The sequence below is a fragment of the Phreatobacter aquiterrae genome, from assembly GCF_053471285.1.
On sequence record NZ_JBJPHW010000001.1, the window covers coordinates 162,509 to 183,004 of the forward strand.

A 20,496-nucleotide genomic window follows, 5' to 3' on the forward strand; every position below is an offset into this window, starting at 1 on the left:
CACCGCCTCGTGACGCGTTCAGCCCCTGGAGACGCCCTGCCATGCGCGCTCCACCGCGAGGGCGACCAGCCCGATGGCGAGGCCCCAGAAGGCGGCGCCGACCCCGGCGATGGTGACGCCCGAGGCCGCCACCGCGAAGGTGAGGAGGGAGGCAAAGCGCGTGCGGTCGTCGGCCATGGCGAGAGACATGGACCCCATCAGCGCGCCGGTCAGGGCGAGCCCCGCGACGGTTGTGATCAGCGCCTTCGGCATGGCGGCGAAGAGGGCGACGAAGGGGCCGGCGAAGGCGGCGAGCAGGATGAAGGCGAGCCCGTAGACGATCCCCGCCGGCCAGCGCTTTGCCGGATCGGGATGCGAATCCGGACCGGCCGCGATCGCCGCGGTGATGGCCGCGAGGTTCGAGGTATGCGCGCCGAAGGGCGCCGAGACGAGCGACACGATGCCGGTGACGGTGAGGATCGGGCCGACCTGCGGCGTGTAGCCGTTGGCACGCAGCACGGCGAGGCCGGGCAGGTTCTGCGCCGCCATGGTGACGAGATAGAGCGGCACGCCGAGGCCGATGATGGCGGCGAGCGAGAACTCGGGCGTCGTCCAGACGAGCTGCGACAGACCGAGATCGGTCGGCAGCGGTCCGGCGAGACCGAGGGCGTAGGTCAGCGCCACGCCGGCCGCGACCACCACCAGCATGGCGCTGGCGGGATGGGCGAGGCGCGCGACGAGGAACACCGCCACCAGTGGTAGCACCAGCGCCGGCACCTGCGGCGCGGCCAGCGCCACGTCGACGACGAACTTGAACAGCACGCCCGCCAGCATGGCCGAGGCGATGCCGGTCGGGATGCGCGCGACGATCTCGCCGAGCGGCTTCACGAGGCCGGTGAGGATGATGAGCACCGCCGCCGCGACGAAGGCGCCCTCGGCGGCCGGAAAGGCGATGCCGGAGGAGGCGGCGATCAGCGCCGCGCCGGGCGTCGACCAGGCCATGATCACCGGCATGCGGTAGCGCCAGGTCAGCGCCATGCCGCCCAGCGCCTTGGCGAGCGAGATGGCGGCGAGCCAGGAGATGGTCTGCGCCGGCGTCGCGCCGACCGCCTGCGCCGCGGCGATGACGAGCGCCACCGTGCCGGCAAAGCCGACCAGTGGGGCGATGATGCCGGCGGTGAAGGTGGAAAGCGTCAGGGGCATGGTGGGTGCGGTCTGTGGATGCGGGCGTCTGGCATCAGGGCAGTGCGTCCTTCGAGGCTCGCTTCCGGACGATGCTGCGCATCGCCGGGTGCTCGCGCCTCAGGATGAGGACCGTGATGAATGGCATGTCGGTCAGGGCAACCGGAACGGTCACGCTTTGTCCCACCTCGATGAAATGCACCACCTCCCTCATCCTGAGGTGCGAGCGAGCGAAGCGAACGAGCCTCGAAGGACGCACTTGCCCCGTGCAGGTCGCCCTGAAACGAAAAAGGGCCCGGCGATGCCGGGCCCTTCCTGTAGGTGCCCGAAGGCCCCTGATCAATAGCGGTAGTGGTCGGGCTTGAAGGGACCCTTCTCGGGCACGCCGATGTAGTCGGCCTGCTCCTTGCTCATCTTGGTCAGCTTGACGCCGAGCTTCTCAAGATGGAGGGCCGCCACCTTCTCGTCGAGCAGCTTCGGCAGCGTATAGACCTTCTTCTCGTACTTGCCGGGGTTCGCCCACAGCTCGATCTGCGCCAGCGTCTGGTTCGAGAACGACGACGACATGACGAAGCTCGGATGGCCCATGGCGTTGCCGAGGTTCACGAGGCGACCCTCCGACAGGAGGATGATGCGGTTGCCCGACGGGAACTCGATCTCGTCGACCTGCGGCTTGATGTTGACCCACTTGAAGTTCTTGAGACCCGCGACCTGGATCTCGTTGTCGAAGTGGCCGATGTTGCAGACGATGGCCCGGTCCTTCATCTGCCGCATGTGGTCGACGGTGATGATGTCCTTGTTGCCGGTGGCGGTGACGTAGATGTCGGCGCGGGAGAAGGCGTCTTCGATGGTCGCGACCTCGTAGCCCTCCATCGACGCCTGCAGGGCGCAGATCGGGTCGATCTCGGAGACGATGACGCGGGCGCCGGCCTGGCGCAGCGAGGCGGCCGAGCCCTTGCCGACATCGCCGAAGCCGGCGACGAAGGCGACCTTGCCGGCCAGCATCACGTCGGTGCCGCGGCGGATGGCGTCGACCAGCGATTCACGGCAGCCGTAGAGGTTGTCGAACTTCGACTTGGTGACGCTGTCGTTGACGTTGATCGCCGGGAACAGCAGCTTGCCTTCCTCGGCCAGCTTGTAGAGGCGGTGGACGCCCGTGGTGGTCTCTTCCGAGACGCCCTTGATCGCCTTGGCGACCTCGGCGAACCAGCCCTTCGGCTTCTCGGCGAGCAGCTTGCGGATGAGGGCGAAGAAGATGACCTCCTCGTCCGAGCCCGGCTTGTCGAGGAAGCCGGTGTCGCCCTGCTCGGCCTTCAGGCCGTAGTGGACAAGCATGGTGGCGTCGCCGCCGTCGTCGAGGATCATGTTGGGAACGCCGCCGCCGTGCCAGTCGAACAGGCGGGCGGTGTAGTCCCAGTACTCCTCCAGGCTCTCGCCCTTGTAGGCGAAGACCGGGATGCCGGCGGCGGCGATGGCGGCGGCGGCGTGGTCCTGGGTCGAGAAGATGTTGCAGGACACCCAGCGGATGTCGGCGCCGAGAGCCTTCAGCGTCTCGATCAGCACCGCCGTCTGGATGGTCATGTGCAGCGAGCCGGCGATGCGCGCGCCCTTCAGCGGCTGCGACGGGCCGTATTCGGCGCGGATGGCCATGAGGCCCGGCATTTCGGTCTCGGCGAGATCGATCTCCTTGCGGCCGAAGGGAGCGAGCGAGATGTCCTTGACGATGAAGTCCTTGCCTTGGTCGAGAGCCATGATGTCCTCAATAGTGCGCGCAGGCGGAAGCGGGCCGGCGGAATGTCCGGCTTGTCGGCGCGGGCTCTAGCATGACCACGGGCGGGAGGCAATAAAGACATAAAGATTTCTTTATGTGTGGGGGTGGGGTGGTGAAGGAAGAGTTGGGGCCGATGCCCCGCCGGGCAGATGCGGTGGTGGCGCGTGGGACGCACGTGGGAACCGCCAGGTTGCAGGCTGCCGCCCGAAAGGTCTCTCTCCCTCTCCCGCCGGGGAGAGGGAAGGCGCCGCCCTCTCCGTCATGGCCGGGCTGTCCCGGCCATCCACGACCTGACCAGAGCGGTTGAAGGGGAAGTTAGGAATATCTGGCAGTCAGTCGGGTGTGACAGCGATTCTGAGGTAGTGGCAAAGGCCGGTCATTCGGCCAGAATACTCGGGACCTAATCTGATCAGTTCTCCAACGAGGATTTCCACGATGTCCGCCCGCCAGCTTCGGGGTGAAATATCAGGCCTTATCGATGCGGCTTTCGGAGACGATCCCCTACCAAAAGAATATCCACTTACCGGATACGAGTCCCGATATGACGACTACGAAGGCATTACAGTACGTCGGTACTTTATGGGAAGGAGTTGGCAATCTTTGGAGTTCAACGATGCGCGAAACAATCTAAGCTCGCCTATCGATGCCGCCCTGGCGTTTATGCCCGAAAAAATCGCCTTTTATTACTTGCCGTTTTTTATGAAGGTGAGCCTTTTGGGGCCTGAAATTGCCGACACAGCATTCGAATCAGCGATTTTTTTCGTAACGCCAGGGCGTCGATTTTCCTATCCCGACGGCTGGGATGGGTTTACATCCATGAGTCAAGAGAAGAAGAGAGCCATTGCCCTCTGGTTAAAATTTTTGATGGAGTACGAGGGAAGAAGTGAGCTAAATTCTGACGTTTACACAGAGCCAGCATTTGACGCCTATGACAAATACTGGAAAGAAGTCCTGTAGTATATATTTTTATTTGAGGGTAATGAATTGCGCGCGAGATCTGCAATGCCGTCACTTTGGTTGGCAATAGACAACTCCCTCACGCCACCTCGTCGACCAGTTCCGCCAGCGCCTTCGCCGCATCCAGCGGTGCCTGCCGCGTGTCGGACAGCACCTTGCCGTCGCGGAAGCGCACCACGCGGCCGGCGAAGGTGGCGACGTCCGGCTCGTGGGTGACGACCAGCACGGTCATGCCCTGCCGGTTGAGGTCCTGGAACAGCGCCATGATCTCCAGCGACGTCCGGCTGTCGAGGGCGCCGGTCGGCTCGTCCGCCAGCAGGACCTTCGGGTTGTTGACGAGGGCGCGAGCGATGGCGACGCGCTGCTGCTGGCCGCCCGACAGCTGGGTCGGCAGGTGGTGGACGCGGCCCGCGAGGCCGACCTTGGCCAGCGATTCCTCGGCGCGCTTTCGCCGCTCGCGGCGCGCGACGCCGGCATAGACCATGGGGAGCGCGACATTGGCCAGGGCATCCTGCCGGTCGAGCAGGTTGAACTGCTGGAAGACGAAGCCGATCTTGCGGTTGCGCACGTCGGCGAGCGCGTCGGCCGACATGGCGGAGACCTCCTCGCCGTCGAGCACGTAGCGGCCGGCGGTCGGCTTATCGAGGCAGCCGACGAGGTTCATGAACGTCGACTTGCCCGAGCCCGAGGGTCCCATGACCGCGACGAACTCGCCCTCCTCGACCGCGACCGAGACGCCCGCCAGTGCCGTCACCACCTGATCGCCGAGCGTGTAGTGGCGCGCGAGATCGGTCGTTGCGATGAGCGGCATCAGAACATCCGGAAGCCGCGCGGCGCTGCGCGCGCGGCGCCCGGCGGCTGGCCGGTGCCGATGATCAGCTCGCGGCCCGGTTCGAGTTCGCCGGACATCACTTCCGTCATCGCGCCGTCCGACACCCCGATCCGGACCGGCACTGCCTGCGGCTTGCCGTCGGCCCCGACGACGAAGACGCGGCCGGGCATGCCGCCGTCGGCGCCGCGCGAGCCGTCGAAGCGGGCGCGGATGTCGGCGAAGGCCTTGCGCTGGTCCTCGGTCAGCAGGGCCTCGATCCTGCGGCCCATCTCGGCGCGGATGGTGCGGATGCGCTCGACGCGCTGGCTGCGGTCGATGGAGGGGTCCATAAGCGCGCGGAACTGCGGCCGTGCGTCGGCGACGATGGCGTCGATCTGCTCGCGCTGCGCCGGCTCGAGGGCGAGCTCGGTCTTCAGGGTCTCGACGAATTCGCCGATCTGGCGGCCGCCCTGCTGCTGCCCGTCGCCTCCCGGCCCGCGCATGCCGCGTCCCATGGCGGGCGGGCCGAACGGATTGGCCGCCGGCCCCTGCGCCTGCGGGCGCTCGGCCGCGGTGCCGGCCGGACGCCAGCGCAGCGCCGCATTCGGCACGCGCACCACGCCCTCGCGGCGGTCGGTGATGATCCGCAGCGTCGCGGTCATGCCGGGGAGGAGTTCCATGCGCGGGTTCTGGAACGAGATGACCGCCGTGTAGATCACGACGTTCTGCACCGTCTGCGAGCCGAGGCGGACGAGCTTCACCTCGCCGCGGAAGTCGCGTCCGGGATAGGCGTTGACGGTGAAGGTGACGGGCTGCCCGGTGCGCACGCGGCCGACATCGGCCTCGTCGACATTGGCGTAGATCTCCATCGAGCGCAGGTCCTGCGCCACGAGGAACAGCGTCGGCGCCTGCAGCGAGGCGGCCACCGTCTGGCCCAGTTCGACGGAACGCTGCACCACGGTGCCCTTCACCGGCGAGCGGATCTCGGTATTCGACAGGTCGACCTCGATCTGCCGCACGACTGCCTCGCGCTGGGCGATCTGCGCCTCGATCGTGCCGATCTGCGCCTCGGCGACCCTGAGCGCCGCCTCGATGGACCGCTTGGAGGCGTCCGCCGAGGCGATCTGCGCGCGGGCTGAATCCCGTCCGGCGCGCTGGCTCTCGGCATTGGCCCGGGCCGTATCGATCACCGCCTGGGCGACGGTGCCGCGCGAGCCGAGTTCGCGCTGGCGGGCAAGGTTGCGCTCGGCCTCGGCGAGTTGCGCCTCGACCTGCGCCAGCTTGGCGATGGCATCGAGGCGCACGGCCTCGGCCCGGTTGATCTCCGAGCGCGCCTGTTCGATCTGGGCGAGCTGGACCACGCGGGCGGCACGCACATTGGCGAGATCGGCGCGGGCGCCGTCGAGGCGGGCCTTGACCTGCGTCGGGTCCAGCCGGGCGAGAACCTGCCCGGCCTCGACCTGCGAATTGTGGTCGGCGGTGATCTCGAGCACCTGTCCCGAGACCTGTGAGCCGACCACCACCGTCGAGATGGGGTTGATCGATCCGGTGGCGTTCACGGCGGCCACGACATCGCCGCGGTCGACCTTGGCCAGGCGCCAGGCCGGCTGGTCGGCGACGGCGAGCGTTCCCGGCCCGGCGAACCACCAGGCGCCGCCGCCGAGTGCGGCGAGAACGAGGACGATGAGGGGCCAACGGCGCATGGTCAGACGGATTCCGGCTTCATGGTGCCTGTTTATCACGGGCGCCGGGTGGCTTCACGTGACAGTTTGGAAAGGTGGCCTCAGCGCCGGCCCCACGGCTTGGCCGCCTCGGCGAACCGCCCCCTGTGAACGGGCGCACGGCCTCTGACCGGCGGCCCATGGGCCTGATCGGGCTGTGACGCCATCCTCCGGAGCGATGTGCAGCCGAACGGACGGTTGACGTATTCAAAGATACGTATATGTATAGGCTTTCCGCAGCGCGACGCCGGAACGCCCCGCAAGGGTCCGGCCCCCGCGAGGACACGCAGAGGTCGCCATGTCCCTACAGAACACCCTCGACTATCGCCACGGGGTCGCCCGCGAAGGCCTGAACATCCAGTGGACGCCCTATCTCGTCGGCATCGGCATCGGTGTGCTGAGCTGGGTCGTCTTTCTCGTCGTCAACAATCCGCTCGGCATCACCACGGCCATCGGCCAGGTTTCCGGTGCCGTCGCGACGCCGTTCCTCGGCGCCGAGGCCGTGGCGAAGAACAGCTACTGGGCGAAGAACCTCTTCAAGCTCGACTACGGCACGCTGTTCCTCGTCGGCACGCTGCTCGGCGGCTTCGGCTCGGCCGTGATGGCCGGTTCCTTCCGCATCGAACAGGTGCCCACCGTCTGGAGCGAGCGCTTCGGCCCCTCGCCGATGAAGCGCTACGCGGTCGCCCTCCTTGGCGGCATCGTCGCCATGTATGGCGCCCGTCTCGCCAATGGCTGCACCAGCGGCAACGGCATCTCCGGCGGCTTGCAACTGGCGCTGAGCGGCTGGGTCTTCCTCGCCGTCATGTTCGCCACCGGCACGGCCACCGCCTTCGCCATGTTCCGCACCGCCCGCTGATCGAGGACCCTGTCATGACCCTTCCCATCACCGGCACGGCCGCTCTCGTCCTCTCCGTCGTCTTCGGCTTCGCCTTCGGCTTCCTGCTGCATCGCGGCCGCGTCGCCGACTACAACACCATCGTCCGGCAGTTCCTGTTCAAGGACTTCACCGTCCTGAAGATTATGATGACCGCCATCATCGTCGGCGGCGTCGGCGTCTTCCTCATGGTCCAGTTCGGCTATGCGAAGTTCCACATCAAGCCGGCCGACCTGCTGGCCGTGTCGCTTGGCGCCGCGCTGTTCGGCGTCGGCATGGTGCTCTACGGCTACTGCCCCGGCACGGCGCTGGCCGCCATCGGCGGCGGCAGCCTGCACGCCCTCGTCGGCGCCGGCGGCATGCTGGTCGGCGGCATCGTCTATGCGCTCACCTTCGACTGGGTGAAGGACAACATCCTGCCCGTCGGCGCCATGGGGCGGGTGCAGCTCCACACCCTGCTCGGGGTCAGCCCCTGGGTGATCTTCGCGGTTCTCGCGGCGGTCGCCTTGGCCCTGTTCGTCGCTGTCGAGCGTGCCTCCGCCAGGCGCGCCTGACACCTGCCCGCAGTGCAGTGCCTCCCACGACCTGGGGCGGAGCCGTCGGCTCCGCCCCTTTTTCTATCGCTGCGGCATCTGGCGCAGGCGAACGGGCGTCACACGCCGGCCGTTTCAGCGGCGATGTCGGCCTTGAGCTCCCCGGAATAACCCCGGTAGTCGACCTCGAGGGCGTAGCGCTCGGAATCGACATAGGTTGTCCGCTGGCGGGCAACATGGGCCTCGATCTCCCGCTGCATCGCCACCGTGTCCGGCAGCGCCACCGCGCCGGCCAATACACCGGCGATCCACACCGCCTGGGTCTCCACGAGGGGGATGGTCGGCCCGATCGGCTGGACGAGGCCGGCGAAGAACAGTCCCGGACGATCCGGTGGCAGGATGCGGCGATAGAGCCGCACCGGCCGGCGCTCGCCGTCGAAGATCTCCGTCGACAGGAACGGGAAGCTGGTGCGGTATCCCGTCGCGTGGATGATCGCGTCGAAACGCTGGCGCGACCCGTCGTCGAAGACCACCTCCTCGCCGTCCAGCCGGGCGATGTTCGGCTTCACGGCGATCCAGCCGTGGCCGATATAGGGCAGCAGTTCCTGGCTGAGTGTGGCGTGCTCGCGCCACATGGGATGGTCGGGCCGCTTCAGGCCGAAGCGTCGCTGATCCCCGACCGCGAGGCGGATCAGCCGCGACATGATCATGCGGGTGACCCGTGTCGGCAGGCGGAGCTTGCGTGACAGGAAGCCCGACCAGCGGTCGACCGGAATGCCCATCAGGTATTTCGGCATGATCCAGGCGCCGCGGCGGGTCGAGATCGTCACCGAGCGCGCCCGCCGGCAGAGGTCCACCGCGATGTCCACCGCCGAATTGCCGAGGCCGACGACCAGCACGTCCTTGTCCTCGAAGGGGGTGGCCGTGCGGTAGTGATGCGAATGGATCTGTGTGCCGGCAAATGAGCCTGGAAAGTCGGGCAGCCGCGGATCCCAGAGATGGCCGTTGGCGACGATCACCGTGCGGTAGGTGCGCTCCAAGCCCGTGTCGGTCCTGACCGTCCATCGGCCGTCCGCGGCAGGCTCGACCGCCGTGACGCTCGTCCGGAACTGCACGCCCTCGCGCAGTCCGAAGCGGTCGGCATAGGCCTCCAGATGCCGCAGGAATTCCGCATGCGACAGGAAGTCCGGCTTGTCGCTGGGAATGGGAAAGTCGGTGTAGCCGAGATTGTCGCGGCTGGTGTCGATATGCAGGCTGGCATAGGCCGAGGACAGGCCGTTGTCGTTCTGGTAGCGCCACATCCCGCCGATGTCGGAGCCCTTCTCGAAGCAGTCATAGGCAAGGCCCCGCGCCTTCAGCGCCTTGGCGACCGTCATGCCCGACGATCCCGCGCCGATGATGCAGATGTCGGCGGGTGCAGACTCAGGCGCGCGCATCGCGGTCCTCCGCGGAATGGTCGATATGGTCGGCGACGATGGCGTCGAAGTCGGCATCGGGTTCAAGGCCGAGCCGGGCGGCATGCAATGAGAGGAAACGCTTCGGCCAGCCATCGACGACGGCCTGGATCGCCGGGTCCGGGGCGAAACGCACCCGGGCGGCCGCCGCCGCTCCCGCCCGCCGACCGACGGCCGCAACCATCTCGGCCGGCGTGACGCCGAGCGCCGGCAGGTTCACCGCCCGCCCTGGCGGCAGGGCGGCTTCGGGAACGTCGTGCAGGGCGAGCAGGGACCGCACGACTGCGCCGGCCGAGATCACCGGCAGCAGCGTCTCCGGCAGCAGGGGGCAGGTCGTCTCGCGCCCGGCCAGGGGCTCGCGCACGAGGGCGGCGACGGCGTCGGAGATGGTGGGCGTCGATGCGGTCGGGCGCACGAGCACGATCGGCAGCCGCAGGGTCCGCGCATCCACCGCGCCGTGCCGGCTCGCATCGGCCAGCAGGAACTCGATCATCGCCTTGTGCGTGCCGTAGGTCGTCTGCGGGCAGGGCGGGACCGCCTCCGTCACCGCGTCCGGCAGCGCGCCCCCGAACACCGCGATGGAACTGGCGAAGACGAGGCGCGGCCGGCCCGGCCCCGCGGCGAGCCGGCGCACCGGCGCGATGTGGGTGGCATGGGCCGCGGCGGGATCGCGCTCCGCGTCCAGCGTCAGCAGGGCCGCGAGGTGGAAGATCGCGTCGAACCTCTCCGCGGCGAGCCGAGCGCAGAAGTCGGGATCGGCGAGGTCTCCCGTCTCCGTCCGCACCCGGATAGTCGCATGGCTGGCGGACGGCATCGCGCCGCGATCGGCCAGCACCAGTTCACCGATCGGCCGCGCCTCGCCGTCGACCGGCAGCGACCCCTGCCGCAGCAGCGCGCCCACGAGCCGCCGCCCGAGAAACCCGCCTGCGCCCGTCACCAGCACCCGCATCCCCGCCGATTCTCCTCGTCGCGCCGGCTTCCGCCAGCCTCATCGCCAGTCACATACTACTGAGTATCATTTCTGTCGCGCAAGCGGCTTTCGCTCAGCGCGCGCGCAGGCCCTCGAGCAGGGTGCGCGCCATCTCGCCCGCCAGTGCCACCCGTCCGCCGGGGCCGCGGTCGGCCTCCGGTCGGTACCAGATGACGGTCCACTGCAGCGCGCCGAGCATGCACTTCACCGCCACCGACACGTCGAGGGGGCCGAGCGAGCCGTCCGCCACCCCGCGCGCCGTCGCCGTCTTGAACAGGCCCTCGAAGCGGTGGCGGCTGGCGATGAGCTCGTCCAGCACCTCGCGCTGCGCCGGCGTCGTCGCGCCGAAGCGGTGGATCTGCACGCCCTGCGCCACCACGGTCTCGAAGACGAGATTGTCCATCATCGCCAGCGCGTGCGCGCGCAGCATGGCCGAGAGCGCCGCCAGCCCGTCTCCGGGCGTCTGCATCGCCGGCTCGACGGCGGCGAACAGCCGTCGCATGCCCTCGCGGTGCACGTCGAAGAACAGGTCGATCTTCGAGGCGTAGTGGTAGTAGATGCGCCCCTTCGTCGCCTTCAGCCGCCGCGCCACGTCGTCGATGCTGGTGGCGTGATAGCCCTGCTCGGTGAAGCACTCCGCAGCCGCCTGCAGGATTGCGCTCGTATCCGACGCCATGCGGTTTCCCCCGTTGCGACGTCGCACACTATCCTGCGCGTTGCGGAAGGGAAGCCGGCGCTGCTGCGCAACGCCGCCAATCAGGCCGCCTCTGGAACGCCAGCGGCCGACCGGATCGGCCATGTAGCCTGTCCTTGGCTGGCACGTTCCAGCCACGCAATCCAGTGGTCGAAGCGCGGGTGCACCTCCGGCATATCCGAATCATCAACTTTGAAGAGTATTTCGCTCGTCTTGCAATGCGACGAGGCCTGCGTTTTATAGTTGGTTGAGTGGCCGCATAGGCAAGGTGGTAGTCGATCTATGTCCGAAGAATCCCCAAAGGAGAACAAGAAAGCCAAGCGGAGTGCGTCCCGCCGCCAGATCGAGCAACCAGCGGAATTGCCACCGAAGGACACTCAAGGCTCAGCCGACCAAGCGACGTCGTCAGAGGCGGACGGCCAAACCCGGGAAACCGCCGACCCGCAACAGTCCGCTCCTGGCTCTGGAGGACCGAGCGCACCGCCCGACGCTGCCCAGCCTCACAGGTCGCCGCAGTTTTCTCCGCCGCAATTCAGCGGCTATCCGAAGATGGCCCTGCAGGTGGCAGCCTTCTTGGTATTGGCTTTCATCGCTTTCTGGATTGTCGACAAGGTCGTCATCTACCGGCTTTCATCGGGCTATATCGACCAGATTGCCCAGACTTACGACATGAACAGGCATCTGGCGACCGCGCTGACGATCGTCGCCTTTGCCTTCCTGGCAATAGTGGCGCGCTTTGTCTTTTCGTTCTCGCGGAGACGGCGTTATGCCGCTTGGGCTGTGCTGGCGGTCGCCTTGGTCGGACACTCCATGGTCCTGTGGCGCATCACGCGTGACCAGCCGTTCGATCCATCCGGGCAAGCCGCCAAGTGTTACGTCATGACGCGAACCGCGATTCTCTATCGGGAGAGGGTTGGGTTCGATCCTGTCAGTGGGTTGGAGTGCAGGCCTATCACGCCGGATATCGCAGAACGGATCCGCGAATATGAGGGCGGCCGCCGCCCGACCGCCGTCGTCGCCGGTCAACCCACCTTCTTCGATCCGCGCACGGGTTCGCCCGTCATCTGGTTTGCTCGATCACAGTCTGGCCAGATCGAGTTGTTTGATCTTATGGGGTATCACCCCCGCACTGGCGAAGAGTTGCAGCCTGTCAATCGGGAGGTAGTCGGTCAGTGGCACAGACAAGTCGATGAGATGCGGGCGGTCCGCGAGCGACGGGTGCCGCAGCGCGTCGACGATCCTGAAAAATTCGGCTTCTTCGATGCGCTTACGGGTGCACCGCGCCTCTGGTACTGGAAGGGTGATACAGGCGAGTATCAGTTCTTCGATTCAGACGGCTTTCATAGCCAGACGGGCACCAAACTAACGCCGGTCACGGCAGACGTGGTGACCCAGTGGCGGAAAGACCTTGAAGAGAAGCGTCGCCGACGGACGGAGTTGGAGCAGCAGCGCCAGCGCGAGGAACAAGCCCGACAGTTTGCTATCCAACAACAGCGCGCACGTGAGGAACAGGAGAAGAATGAGCGCGCTGAGCGAGACCGGCAGGCTGCGCTGCAGCTTCAGCAGCAGGAGCGAGAGCGGACCGAACGCGTTGAGCGCGAGCGTCAGCAACAGGAGGCTCAGGCCCGCGCCGAAGCGGAGCGCCGCGAGCGGGCGGGCATCGACTGCGACTTGCTTGCCGCCAATCCGACCGACCAACGCAGACCATCCAGCGTTCCCGGCGTTCCCTATGGCACTCTCGCTGCGAACACCGCTGCCGCTATCGCGGCGTGTCGAATAGCTGTCCAGACCTATCCCGCAGAGCTTCGTTTCCAGTACCAGCTTGCCCGGGCGCAACAGATCAATGCGCCGCGGGACGCCATGGTTGCGTTCCGTCGGCTGACAGATGCGGGCTACCCTGCCGCCTTCGACAATCTTGGCTCCTTGGAGGTTCGACTCAATCGCAACTATGCTGAAGCGGCCCGACTCTTCCGTCGTGGGGTGCGACTGAATGATGCCGATAGCATGGTCAGCTTGGCGGAGCTGATAGAAAGGAACTTCGCCCAACCGCAATCAGCGTCCGAAACCAAATGGCAGTTGCTGGGGCGGGCAGCCCAACTTGGACATTCTGGCGCATCATTGGCGATGCAGCAGGCGCAGGCAGAAGCCGCGCAGCGCCAAAGAGAGGGCGAAAGCGCCCGTGAGGCTCTGGAAATGTTCCGCGGGATTATTCAATCGATGCCGGTGAGATAGTCAAACTGCCGCCAGCCCCTGTCAGCAGAGCGGCAGCAGAACCCTTCCCCATCGATCCCGGCGCGCCCATATTGCCGCCATGCCCAAAGCGCCGAAATCACCCGCCCCCAAGACGTCTGGCGCGAAGCCCGCCCGTGCCCCGAAGTCGAAGGCCACACGGCCGGAGCTGCAGCCGCTCGGGCCGGCGCTGGCCGACCTGCTCAACCCCGCCATCAACCGCGGCACGGCCGGCCTCGGCTCCGGCACCGGGCCCTCCGGCGGCTTTTCCGAGGCACCGCAGGCCGCCCTCGCCGGAGAGGCGACGCTGGCCGACAAGGCGCTCGCCCACCGCCTCGGCATCGGCGTCGAGCAGGCCCAGGCGCTGGACATCGAGAGCGAGATCGGCGCCTCCGGCGTCACCGCCACGGTGAAGGCGCTGGAGCGGCTGATCCAGGAGGGCCGGCCGGAGGTCAACGGCCAGCTCTGGGTGCCGCACAAGCCGCCGCGTCCGGAGAAGTGGGAGGGCGGCAAGCGCTTCGAGATCGTCTCGGAGTTCCAGCCCGCCGGCGACCAGCCGCAGGCCATCGCCGAACTCGTCGCCGGCATTGAGGCCGGCGAGCGCGACCAGGTGCTGCTCGGCGTCACCGGTTCCGGTAAGACCTTCACCGCCGCGCAGATCATCCACGAGACGCAGCGCCCGGCCATCGTGCTGGCGCCGAACAAGACGCTCGCCGCCCAGCTCTACGGCGAGTTCAAGAGCTTCTTCCCCAACAACGCGGTGGAGTATTTCGTCTCCTACTACGACTATTACCAGCCGGAGGCCTATGTCCCGCGCTCGGACACCTATATCGAGAAGGAATCCTCCATCAACGAGCAGATCGACCGCATGCGCCACTCGGCGACGCGCGCCCTGCTCGAACGCGACGACGTCATCATCGTCGCCTCCGTCTCCTGCATCTACGGCATCGGCTCGGTCGAGACCTACACGGCCATGACCTTCGGCGTGAAGGTCGGCGAGCGGCTGGACCAGCGCCAGCTCATCGCCGACCTCATCGCGCTCCAGTACAAGCGCACCCAGATGGACTTCTCGCGCGGCACCTTCCGTGTCAGGGGCGACACCATCGAGCTCTTCCCCGCCCACCTCGAGGACCGCGCCTGGCGCATCAACCTCTTCGGCGACGAGGTCGAGAGCATCGCCGAGTTCGACCCGCTCACCGGCCAGAAGAACGCCGACCTCGCCTTCGTCAAGGTCTATGCCAACTCCCACTACGTCACGCCGCGGCCGACGCTGGTGCAGGCCATCTCCGGCATCAAGGAGGAGCTGAACTGGCGGCTGGACGAGCTCAACAAGGCCGGCCGCCTGCTGGAGGCGCAGCGGCTGGAGCAGCGCACCCGCTTCGACCTCGAGATGATGGAGGCCACCGGCTCCTGCGCCGGCATCGAGAACTATTCGCGCTGGCTCACCGGCCGCCGCCCCGGCGAGCCGCCGCCGACCCTGTTCGAATATGTTCCCGACGACGCCCTGGTCTTCGTCGACGAGAGCCACGTCACCATCCCGCAGATCGGCGCCATGTACCGCGGCGACTTCCGGCGGAAAGCCACCCTCGCGGAATATGGATTCCGCCTGCCCTCCTGCATGGACAACCGCCCGCTGCGCTTCGAGGAATGGGAGGCCATGCGGCCGCAGACGGTGCACGTCTCGGCCACCCCCGGTCCCTGGGAGCTGAACCAGACCGGCGGCACCTTCTCCGAGCAGGTCATCCGCCCCACCGGCCTCATCGACCCGCCCTGCATCATCCGCCCCGCGCGCACGCAGGTCGACGACCTCATCGGCGAGGTGAAGGCCACCTCCGCCGCCGGCTACCGCTCCCTCGTCACCGTGCTCACCAAGCGCATGGCCGAGGACCTCACCGAGTACCTGCACGAGCAGGGCGTCCGCGTCCGCTACATGCACTCCGACATCGACACCATCGAGCGCATCGAGATCCTGCGCGACCTGCGCCTCGGAGCCTTCGACTGCCTCGTCGGCATCAACCTCTTGCGCGAGGGCCTCGACATTCCCGAATGCGCCCTCGTCGCCATCCTCGACGCCGACAAGGAGGGCTTCCTGCGCTCGGAGACCTCGCTCATCCAGACCATCGGCCGGGCCGCCCGCAACGTCGACGGCCGCGTGCTGCTCTATGCCGACCGGATCACCGGCTCCATGGAGCGCGCCATCGCCGAGACCAACCGCCGCCGCGAGAAGCAGACGGCCTGGAACGAGGCGCACGGCATCACGCCGCAGACCATCAAGCGCGAGATCGCCCAGATCCTCGACAGTGTTTACGAGAAGGACCACGTCACCGTCGATGCGGGCCTCGCCAGGCAGGGCGCCGCCGTCGGCCACAACCTCCAGGCGGTCATCGCCGACCTCGAGAAGCGCATGCGCGAGGCCGCCGCCGACCTGCGCTTTGAGGAGGCCGCGCGCCTGCGCGACGAGTTGAAGCGCCTGCGCGAGACGGAACTGGCGATTTCCGACGATCCCCTCGCGCGGCAGGAGGCGGTGGACGACCGCACCGGCGGCTTCAGGGGCCCGAAGAAATATGGCCGCTCGGCCAACCTGCCCCCGTCACGCGCCGCCAAGCCCGGGCTGGACAGCATGGGGCCGGGGACGGATCGGGAAGTGCCGATGGGCGCGGAGGTGCGGAAGAAGGGCGGGGGCAAGCCGGGGAAGGGGTGGAGGGGGTGAGGAGTTGCTCACATAAGGTTCAGCGCTTTCCAAAGTCCTTTGTGCAGCATGATTCCTTCCATAGGATCAAAACTTGAGTGGCGATTTCGATAGTTGAACGTATAGAAGGTTGTTCCGCCAGGTTTCTTTTTGATATTTCCAATGGCGCTGCACTCAAAAAGATGCGTCAGAAGAGCCTCGATCCTCTTCTGATCTAGTTTAATCCCAAACATGCCGGCAGCAACATAGATGTCTTTGAGACTTAAATCTCTTTTCTTTACCCTGGAGAAAATGGAAAATATATTATCAATCTCATCAGGTGCGGCGTAACCGCTGAGTTCATCTTTAATTTCCGGTAGAAAATACTTTATCGAATATTGCCGCATACCACTGGTTATTTCGGCGTTTGAGAGTTTGTCGCCGTGGGAAAGTTTTTGAATTTGAGACAGCAGCTGTATAAAGTCACGTGGAGTGTGGCGCGTCATGTCGAGAAGGTATGTCAATGAGTTGGAGCCGTTTACATGGTCGGGAATGAAATCAGTTAGTTTATAGCCAGCGCCAAGACTGCGCTTAATGCGCATGTCGGCAATCTGAAAAAGCTGAGATTCTCCAGGCTTGTGGGGGTCGTGATACCAGTCGAGTTCGATTGCGAAGTCTTGGCGGATCTTATTTTTATTGGCGCCGCTTATCCTTTCAAAAAGGTCTGTACGACATAGTATTATTATCTTCATTGGAACGTGATTTTGCTTAAAAAATTGGTTCAGGCGAGAACATTCGAATATCAACGCGCCAAGAGATTTGTATTGTACATCACGAGACGTCAGAATATCGTCAAGGCCGTCGATTATGATATAGTGGCGACTGTCTGTTCGTGCCTTTGATGCAAGGTCTTTGAGGGCGCTTACGAAGTCAGGAATCTCGGAGGCGGGGCGGACCTCGCGGCTACTCCAAGATTGTTCGTAGATCTTAGGAACAGAAAGTTTGAAGCTCGTTTTTGCTGTCTTGCGGACCAGTTCTGCTACGTTAGCATTGGGAGACAATCCCATTTCTCCGAAGGCATCAAGGGCACTTCGAATGGCGCCATGATCCGGGTGCCTCATTCCCTCATCCTTCGCAAGCGACGCGATTGTATATATCAAAAGTATCCAAGACCAAGCATCCGGATATTTTGACTCAGGTTCCGCATCCCCGCGTATCATCTTAGAAAAGGGGGTAAAGGGAAAATCTTGAAGATAAAACTGAGTAACAAAATCGAGGGGCGAGTCGATCGCAGATAAGCGAATCCTCTCGCCGATTGCTGATTTGCCCGCTCCCTTGTAACCAAGAAACAGAAATTTAGGGCCAGTCCTTGCTTGGTTGAAGGCGCCTTGCATATCCACAAAGCCATCCAAAAGAAGTCCAGGTTCCTCCATGCTTTCCGTTTCGGCACTGCTGTAGCCGAACTGGATTTCAGCGAATCGCCCCATGGTTGGTTCCTTATTTGCTTCCTATGCAACCATAAGCCAGTTTCTATCGCTCCCGCAACTGCATGTAAGTCAAGTAGTCTGCCGCCAACACGTCTCCAGCCACTTCAAAGGTGACAGATCTTGGGCCAAGAACTTCATCCAGCTCGCACAGCGGCCTCACCGGCCAGCACGTGGTGGCGTAGGCGGGCCCGCCCCTTCGGACCCATGGGGCAAAGCGCTTGAAATCGGCCACACCGGCCCCACCCCCTGAACCTTTCCTCCTCCCGCCGCCACACAGGGGTCCCTGACCCAACGGAACCCCATCATGACCCGCCCGCTGCTCGCTTCCCTCGCCGCCGCCCTCGCTTTCGCCGCCATCGCCCCCGCCTCCGCCCAGACGCCGACCACCACCGCCGATTTCGTGGGGCGCTGGACCTCCACCAACCGCGACGAGATCAGCCTGGAGATCCGCAGCGAAGGCCCGCGCATCGCCGCCGTCCGGCGGTACCGCACCGACGGCACGGTCTGCGCGCAGGTGCTCTCCGGCGCGGTCGCTGCCGCCAGCCGCACCGTCACGCTCGACGAGCGCAACAAATGCGAGAACGGCGCCAACGGCTCCGGCGCCGCGGCCTGCTCCATGCGCCTCACCGGCCCCGACCGGATGAGCCTGACCTGCCCCGACATCAACCCGCGCAGCTTCCGCCGCGCCGCGCGCTGAGGCGTCGGGCGGGCGCGTGACGCGATCCTTCTCCCACGAGCGGAGAGGGTTCGTGGAGACGTCGTGCCATGTGCGGGCCAAGCCGGGCATGTCGAAGCGCGGCGCTGTTCCCCTCCCCCCGCTAGCGGAGGGGAGGGGTCAGGGGTGGGGGGCGGCAAGGCTGAGTGATGGCCGGAGGATGGCGTGATCATTCCGGGAGCCCGCCGTGAACCGCACGGCCCCCCACCCTGACCCTCCCCGCCACGCGGCTGCGCCGCGCGGGGGGAGGGGAAAGAGGAGCCAAGCCGAAACCCGCCCCGCACCGGGGACAACTCCGGCTCCCTCGCGTCCTCCCCTCCGCCCAACCCCCTGATCCCCGACGCCTTTCCCGCCTGCTGACAGAAATCCGCACCCCCCTTTCTCCCCATCCGCCGAACCTCCTTCATCCTCGTCCGACCTTCTGCCCTCATCGAGGCATCGTCCGGTGGTGCGGGCGGTGGGGCGGAGGGGCGGTTCCCCTGGCGCACGCGGCCTCACCAGCCGAGGCGCCAGGGGCGTCGCCGGGAACACCGCCCCTTCGGGCCCTTGAGGCGCTTTTGCGCCGGGGGTGACCGTTGCGCGAGGAGCTTCGCTAGGGGGGCGCGCGGGACCGGCGGGCGGGGGCAACCCTGTCCGTCGGGGGCAAGGGGAGAGGCGGGCGACCGCGTCTCCTCACAGCCTGGCCAGAGCCGTCGCGGGGCCCGCGACGATGCCGAGGCCCGGGAGGTGGCGAGGCCCCACGCGGGCCTTTCCTCCCGCATCCGCCGCCCCGGACGCGCGGTCCCGGAGGACGACAAATGCCGCGGTGAAGCGCCGTGAGGCGCGCCGGCTCGCGTGCGGGCCGTGTCTCCCGCCCGGATGCCTGATCCGGGCAAGCGTGAATCCCGGATGCCTGATCCGGGGCAGCGCTGAACGCGGGAGGTGCGGCCCGCACGCGAGCCGGCGGGCTTCGGCGATCCGAAGTCCGGTCCCGTGGGGCAGCCTGCGGGGCCAGGAGGCCTCATCGCCTCCGCGCCTGACGGCGCTTCACCCCTCGTGCCTTCCCAAGGGAGGCGCGGGGACCGACGGAGCAAGACCCGGCCTGTTCAGGCGCGGGAACGGGGAGGCGTGGGTGGATGGAAGGCCGGGCGCGGGAAGGCCGCCGCCGTTCACCCTTCCCTGCAGGGGGAGGGTCGCTGGCGCGCAGCGCCGGCGGGGTGGATCGGCAATGCCGGTTTCGCGGGCGAGCCGACACGGTGAAGGCACCCACACCCCGTCGACCTGCCGGTCGCCGTCCCACCCCCTCGAGGGGAGGGTGGAGAGGCGTCCCGCATGGCCATCGTTGATGTCACCGATCGACAGGAAACCCTGATGACCCGGACCGCGCCGTCACAACCGCCGACCCCCGACGAGACGCGCGGCATCCGCCGCCATCTCCACAGCGCCGAGGGCGCGCATCTGTTTTGCCGGCGCAAGGCCTGCCGCCGCGCCCGCTGCTGCCGGCTCGCCGAGACCTGCGCCAGCCGCCTCTACGGCGTTCCCGGCTCCGGCCCGGTGGACGGGGAGCTGATGGCCCTGCGCCTCGCCTATCTCCTCGAGCTCGGCGCCCATTGGGAGCGGCTGCCGCGACGGTCTATTGCACCCGCCGGCGTCCGAGCACCGCGAAGTCGACATTGCTGAGCGACACCTGAAAATCCTGCCCCTCGGCGTTCTTCGTCCGGCAGGACCACTGGCTGGCGACCAGCGTGATGGTGCTGCACGGCGAAAAGCCCTCGGCCTTCAGCACCAGTTCGATCATCCGCTGCTCCTCCCCGGTCGGGGGGCGGTTGAAGGGTTCGTCGGCGTGAGACGCGCCGGCCGCGGCGAGCATCATCCAGGCGGCGAGAGTGTAGGCGCGCATGGTCAGACGCCGTCGCGGCGCAGGGCGGGCGCCAGCTCGTTCTCGCGCACCACGCGCTCGAAGCTCTCCACCGGGCAGCTGATGCGGTACTGCACGCCGCCGCTGTCGGAGGGGCGCAGCGCCACGACGACGAAGGGCGCGCTCGGGATCGGCCGCGAGCCCTGCCCGGCGATCAGCCGCACCGAGGAGCCGATGGCGAAGCGCGGGCTGTGGCCCGGCACCAGCGACGGGGCGCCGAGCGTCGTGGTCGTGGTCCAGGCGTGGTCGCAGGCCGCGCACTGCCAGTCGTGCTCGATGGCGCGCGCCGAGAGATGGCGCGAGCGCACCGGGGCGATGGGGTGGCGCGTGCCGCAGGCCGGGCAGCCGTCGGTGCGGTCGCCCTCGGCCGAGGGCACGGAGCGCAGGCGCGGTCCGGCGGAGACCGGCATCGGCCGGAACAGCGCCTCGGCGGCGTAGAGGGCCTGGCGCTGGCTGGAGGCGGGGCGGCGGAGGGTGGAGGTGAACATGAGGCGGGAACCTTTCGCGCCGGGTGGCGCAGGAGAGGGATCGGCCGCTCCGGCGCCGGGAAG

Annotated in this window: 18 protein-coding genes; 7 read left to right on the top strand and 11 right to left on the bottom strand. The window is 66.7% G+C overall.

Annotated features, from left to right (window positions below; all coding sequences use genetic code 11):
- Positions 1 to 18: 18 nt before the first annotated feature.
- The 3 genes from ACJ4V0_RS00780 to ahcY all read right to left on the bottom strand — a co-directional run bounded on the left by ACJ4V0_RS00780 (position 19) and on the right by ahcY (position 2,913).
- A complete protein-coding gene (locus tag ACJ4V0_RS00780) occupies positions 19 to 1,182 on the bottom strand; it encodes a benzoate/H(+) symporter BenE family transporter (RefSeq protein ID WP_448297634.1) in 1,164 nt (387 codons plus the stop codon).
- Between the two features lie 34 nt (positions 1,183 to 1,216).
- Positions 1,217 to 1,366, bottom strand: a complete 150-nt coding sequence (locus ACJ4V0_RS00785) for a hypothetical protein (protein WP_448297635.1) — start codon at positions 1,364 to 1,366, stop codon at positions 1,217 to 1,219.
- A 134-nt stretch (positions 1,367 to 1,500) separates the two neighbouring features.
- A complete protein-coding gene (ahcY, locus tag ACJ4V0_RS00790) occupies positions 1,501 to 2,913 on the bottom strand; it encodes an adenosylhomocysteinase (RefSeq protein ID WP_448297636.1) in 1,413 nt (470 codons plus the stop codon).
- Positions 2,914 to 3,367: 454 nt separating this feature from the next.
- On the opposite strand from ahcY, the gene ACJ4V0_RS00795 reads away from it, so the two are divergent.
- On the top strand, positions 3,368 to 3,889 hold the full coding sequence (locus ACJ4V0_RS00795) for a DUF6714 family protein (RefSeq protein WP_448297637.1): 522 nt from the start codon (positions 3,368 to 3,370) through the stop codon (positions 3,887 to 3,889).
- A 79-nt stretch (positions 3,890 to 3,968) separates the two neighbouring features.
- On the opposite strand, the gene ACJ4V0_RS00800 is transcribed toward ACJ4V0_RS00795, so the two are convergent.
- Together ACJ4V0_RS00800 and ACJ4V0_RS00805 are read right to left on the bottom strand one after the other, a co-directional pair.
- The gene (locus ACJ4V0_RS00800; RefSeq protein WP_448297638.1) at positions 3,969 to 4,700 is read right to left on the bottom strand and encodes an ABC transporter ATP-binding protein; all 732 of its coding nucleotides are present in this window, start codon (positions 4,698 to 4,700) and stop codon (positions 3,969 to 3,971) included.
- The gene (locus ACJ4V0_RS00805) at positions 4,700 to 6,403 is read right to left on the bottom strand and encodes an efflux RND transporter periplasmic adaptor subunit (RefSeq protein WP_448297639.1); all 1,704 of its coding nucleotides are present in this window, start codon (positions 6,401 to 6,403) and stop codon (positions 4,700 to 4,702) included. Before ACJ4V0_RS00805 ends, ACJ4V0_RS00800 begins: the two co-directional genes overlap by 1 nt.
- A 316-nt stretch (positions 6,404 to 6,719) precedes the next feature.
- Between ACJ4V0_RS00805 and ACJ4V0_RS00810 the strand changes: the two genes are divergently transcribed.
- Both ACJ4V0_RS00810 and ACJ4V0_RS00815 read left to right on the top strand, forming a co-directional pair.
- Complete coding sequence (locus tag ACJ4V0_RS00810; RefSeq protein WP_448297640.1) at positions 6,720 to 7,280, top strand: YeeE/YedE thiosulfate transporter family protein; 561 nt, start codon at positions 6,720 to 6,722, stop codon at positions 7,278 to 7,280.
- A gap of 14 nt (positions 7,281 to 7,294) precedes the next feature.
- Complete coding sequence (locus ACJ4V0_RS00815; protein WP_448297641.1) at positions 7,295 to 7,852, top strand: YeeE/YedE thiosulfate transporter family protein; 558 nt, start codon at positions 7,295 to 7,297, stop codon at positions 7,850 to 7,852.
- Between the two features lie 98 nt (positions 7,853 to 7,950).
- Here the strand turns inward: ACJ4V0_RS00815 and ACJ4V0_RS00820 are convergent, their stop codons facing one another.
- The 3 genes from ACJ4V0_RS00820 to ACJ4V0_RS00830 all read right to left on the bottom strand — a co-directional run bounded on the left by ACJ4V0_RS00820 (position 7,951) and on the right by ACJ4V0_RS00830 (position 10,931).
- Positions 7,951 to 9,267 (bottom strand): flavin-containing monooxygenase, encoded by a 1,317-nt coding sequence (locus ACJ4V0_RS00820; RefSeq protein WP_448297642.1) that lies wholly within the window; start codon positions 9,265 to 9,267, stop codon positions 7,951 to 7,953.
- Positions 9,254 to 10,234 carry an NAD-dependent epimerase/dehydratase family protein gene (locus ACJ4V0_RS00825; protein ID WP_448297643.1) on the bottom strand — a complete coding sequence of 327 codons (981 nt, stop codon included), beginning with the start codon at positions 10,232 to 10,234 and terminating at the stop codon, positions 9,254 to 9,256. Before ACJ4V0_RS00825 ends, ACJ4V0_RS00820 begins: the two co-directional genes overlap by 14 nt.
- 94 nt (positions 10,235 to 10,328) lie before the next feature.
- Entirely contained in the window at positions 10,329 to 10,931 is a 603-nt protein-coding gene (locus tag ACJ4V0_RS00830; RefSeq protein WP_448297644.1) for a TetR/AcrR family transcriptional regulator, read from the bottom strand.
- A gap of 300 nt (positions 10,932 to 11,231) precedes the next feature.
- Here ACJ4V0_RS00830 and ACJ4V0_RS00835 point away from each other — a divergent pair, with 300 nt between their 5' ends.
- On the top strand, positions 11,232 to 13,181 hold the full coding sequence (locus ACJ4V0_RS00835; RefSeq protein WP_448297645.1) for an SEL1-like repeat protein: 1,950 nt from the start codon (positions 11,232 to 11,234) through the stop codon (positions 13,179 to 13,181).
- Positions 13,182 to 13,260: 79 nt separating this feature from the next.
- Entirely contained in the window at positions 13,261 to 15,888 is a 2,628-nt protein-coding gene (gene uvrB / locus ACJ4V0_RS00840) for an excinuclease ABC subunit UvrB (protein WP_448297646.1), read from the top strand.
- A gap of 8 nt (positions 15,889 to 15,896) precedes the next feature.
- On the opposite strand, the gene ACJ4V0_RS00845 is transcribed toward uvrB, so the two are convergent.
- Entirely contained in the window at positions 15,897 to 17,333 is a 1,437-nt protein-coding gene (locus ACJ4V0_RS00845) for a P-loop ATPase, Sll1717 family (RefSeq protein ID WP_448297647.1), read from the bottom strand.
- 304 nt (positions 17,334 to 17,637) lie between these two features.
- Between ACJ4V0_RS00845 and ACJ4V0_RS00850 the strand changes: the two genes are divergently transcribed.
- Together ACJ4V0_RS00850 and ACJ4V0_RS00855 are read left to right on the top strand one after the other, a co-directional pair.
- The gene (locus tag ACJ4V0_RS00850; protein WP_448297648.1) at positions 17,638 to 18,030 is read left to right on the top strand and encodes a hypothetical protein; all 393 of its coding nucleotides are present in this window, start codon (positions 17,638 to 17,640) and stop codon (positions 18,028 to 18,030) included.
- 1,329 nt (positions 18,031 to 19,359) lie between these two features.
- Positions 19,360 to 19,707, top strand: coding sequence for a hypothetical protein (locus ACJ4V0_RS00855; protein WP_448297649.1), 348 nt, complete (start codon positions 19,360 to 19,362; stop codon positions 19,705 to 19,707).
- Here ACJ4V0_RS00855 and ACJ4V0_RS00860 read toward each other — a convergent pair.
- Both ACJ4V0_RS00860 and ACJ4V0_RS00865 read right to left on the bottom strand, forming a co-directional pair.
- On the bottom strand, positions 19,661 to 19,927 hold the full coding sequence (locus tag ACJ4V0_RS00860) for a hypothetical protein (RefSeq protein ID WP_448297650.1): 267 nt from the start codon (positions 19,925 to 19,927) through the stop codon (positions 19,661 to 19,663). The two genes, ACJ4V0_RS00855 and ACJ4V0_RS00860, sit on opposite strands and share 47 nt — an antisense overlap.
- 2 nt (positions 19,928 to 19,929) lie before the next feature.
- Positions 19,930 to 20,433 carry a hypothetical protein gene (locus tag ACJ4V0_RS00865; RefSeq protein WP_448297651.1) on the bottom strand — a complete coding sequence of 168 codons (504 nt, stop codon included), beginning with the start codon at positions 20,431 to 20,433 and terminating at the stop codon, positions 19,930 to 19,932.
- Positions 20,434 to 20,496 lie beyond the last annotated feature (63 nt).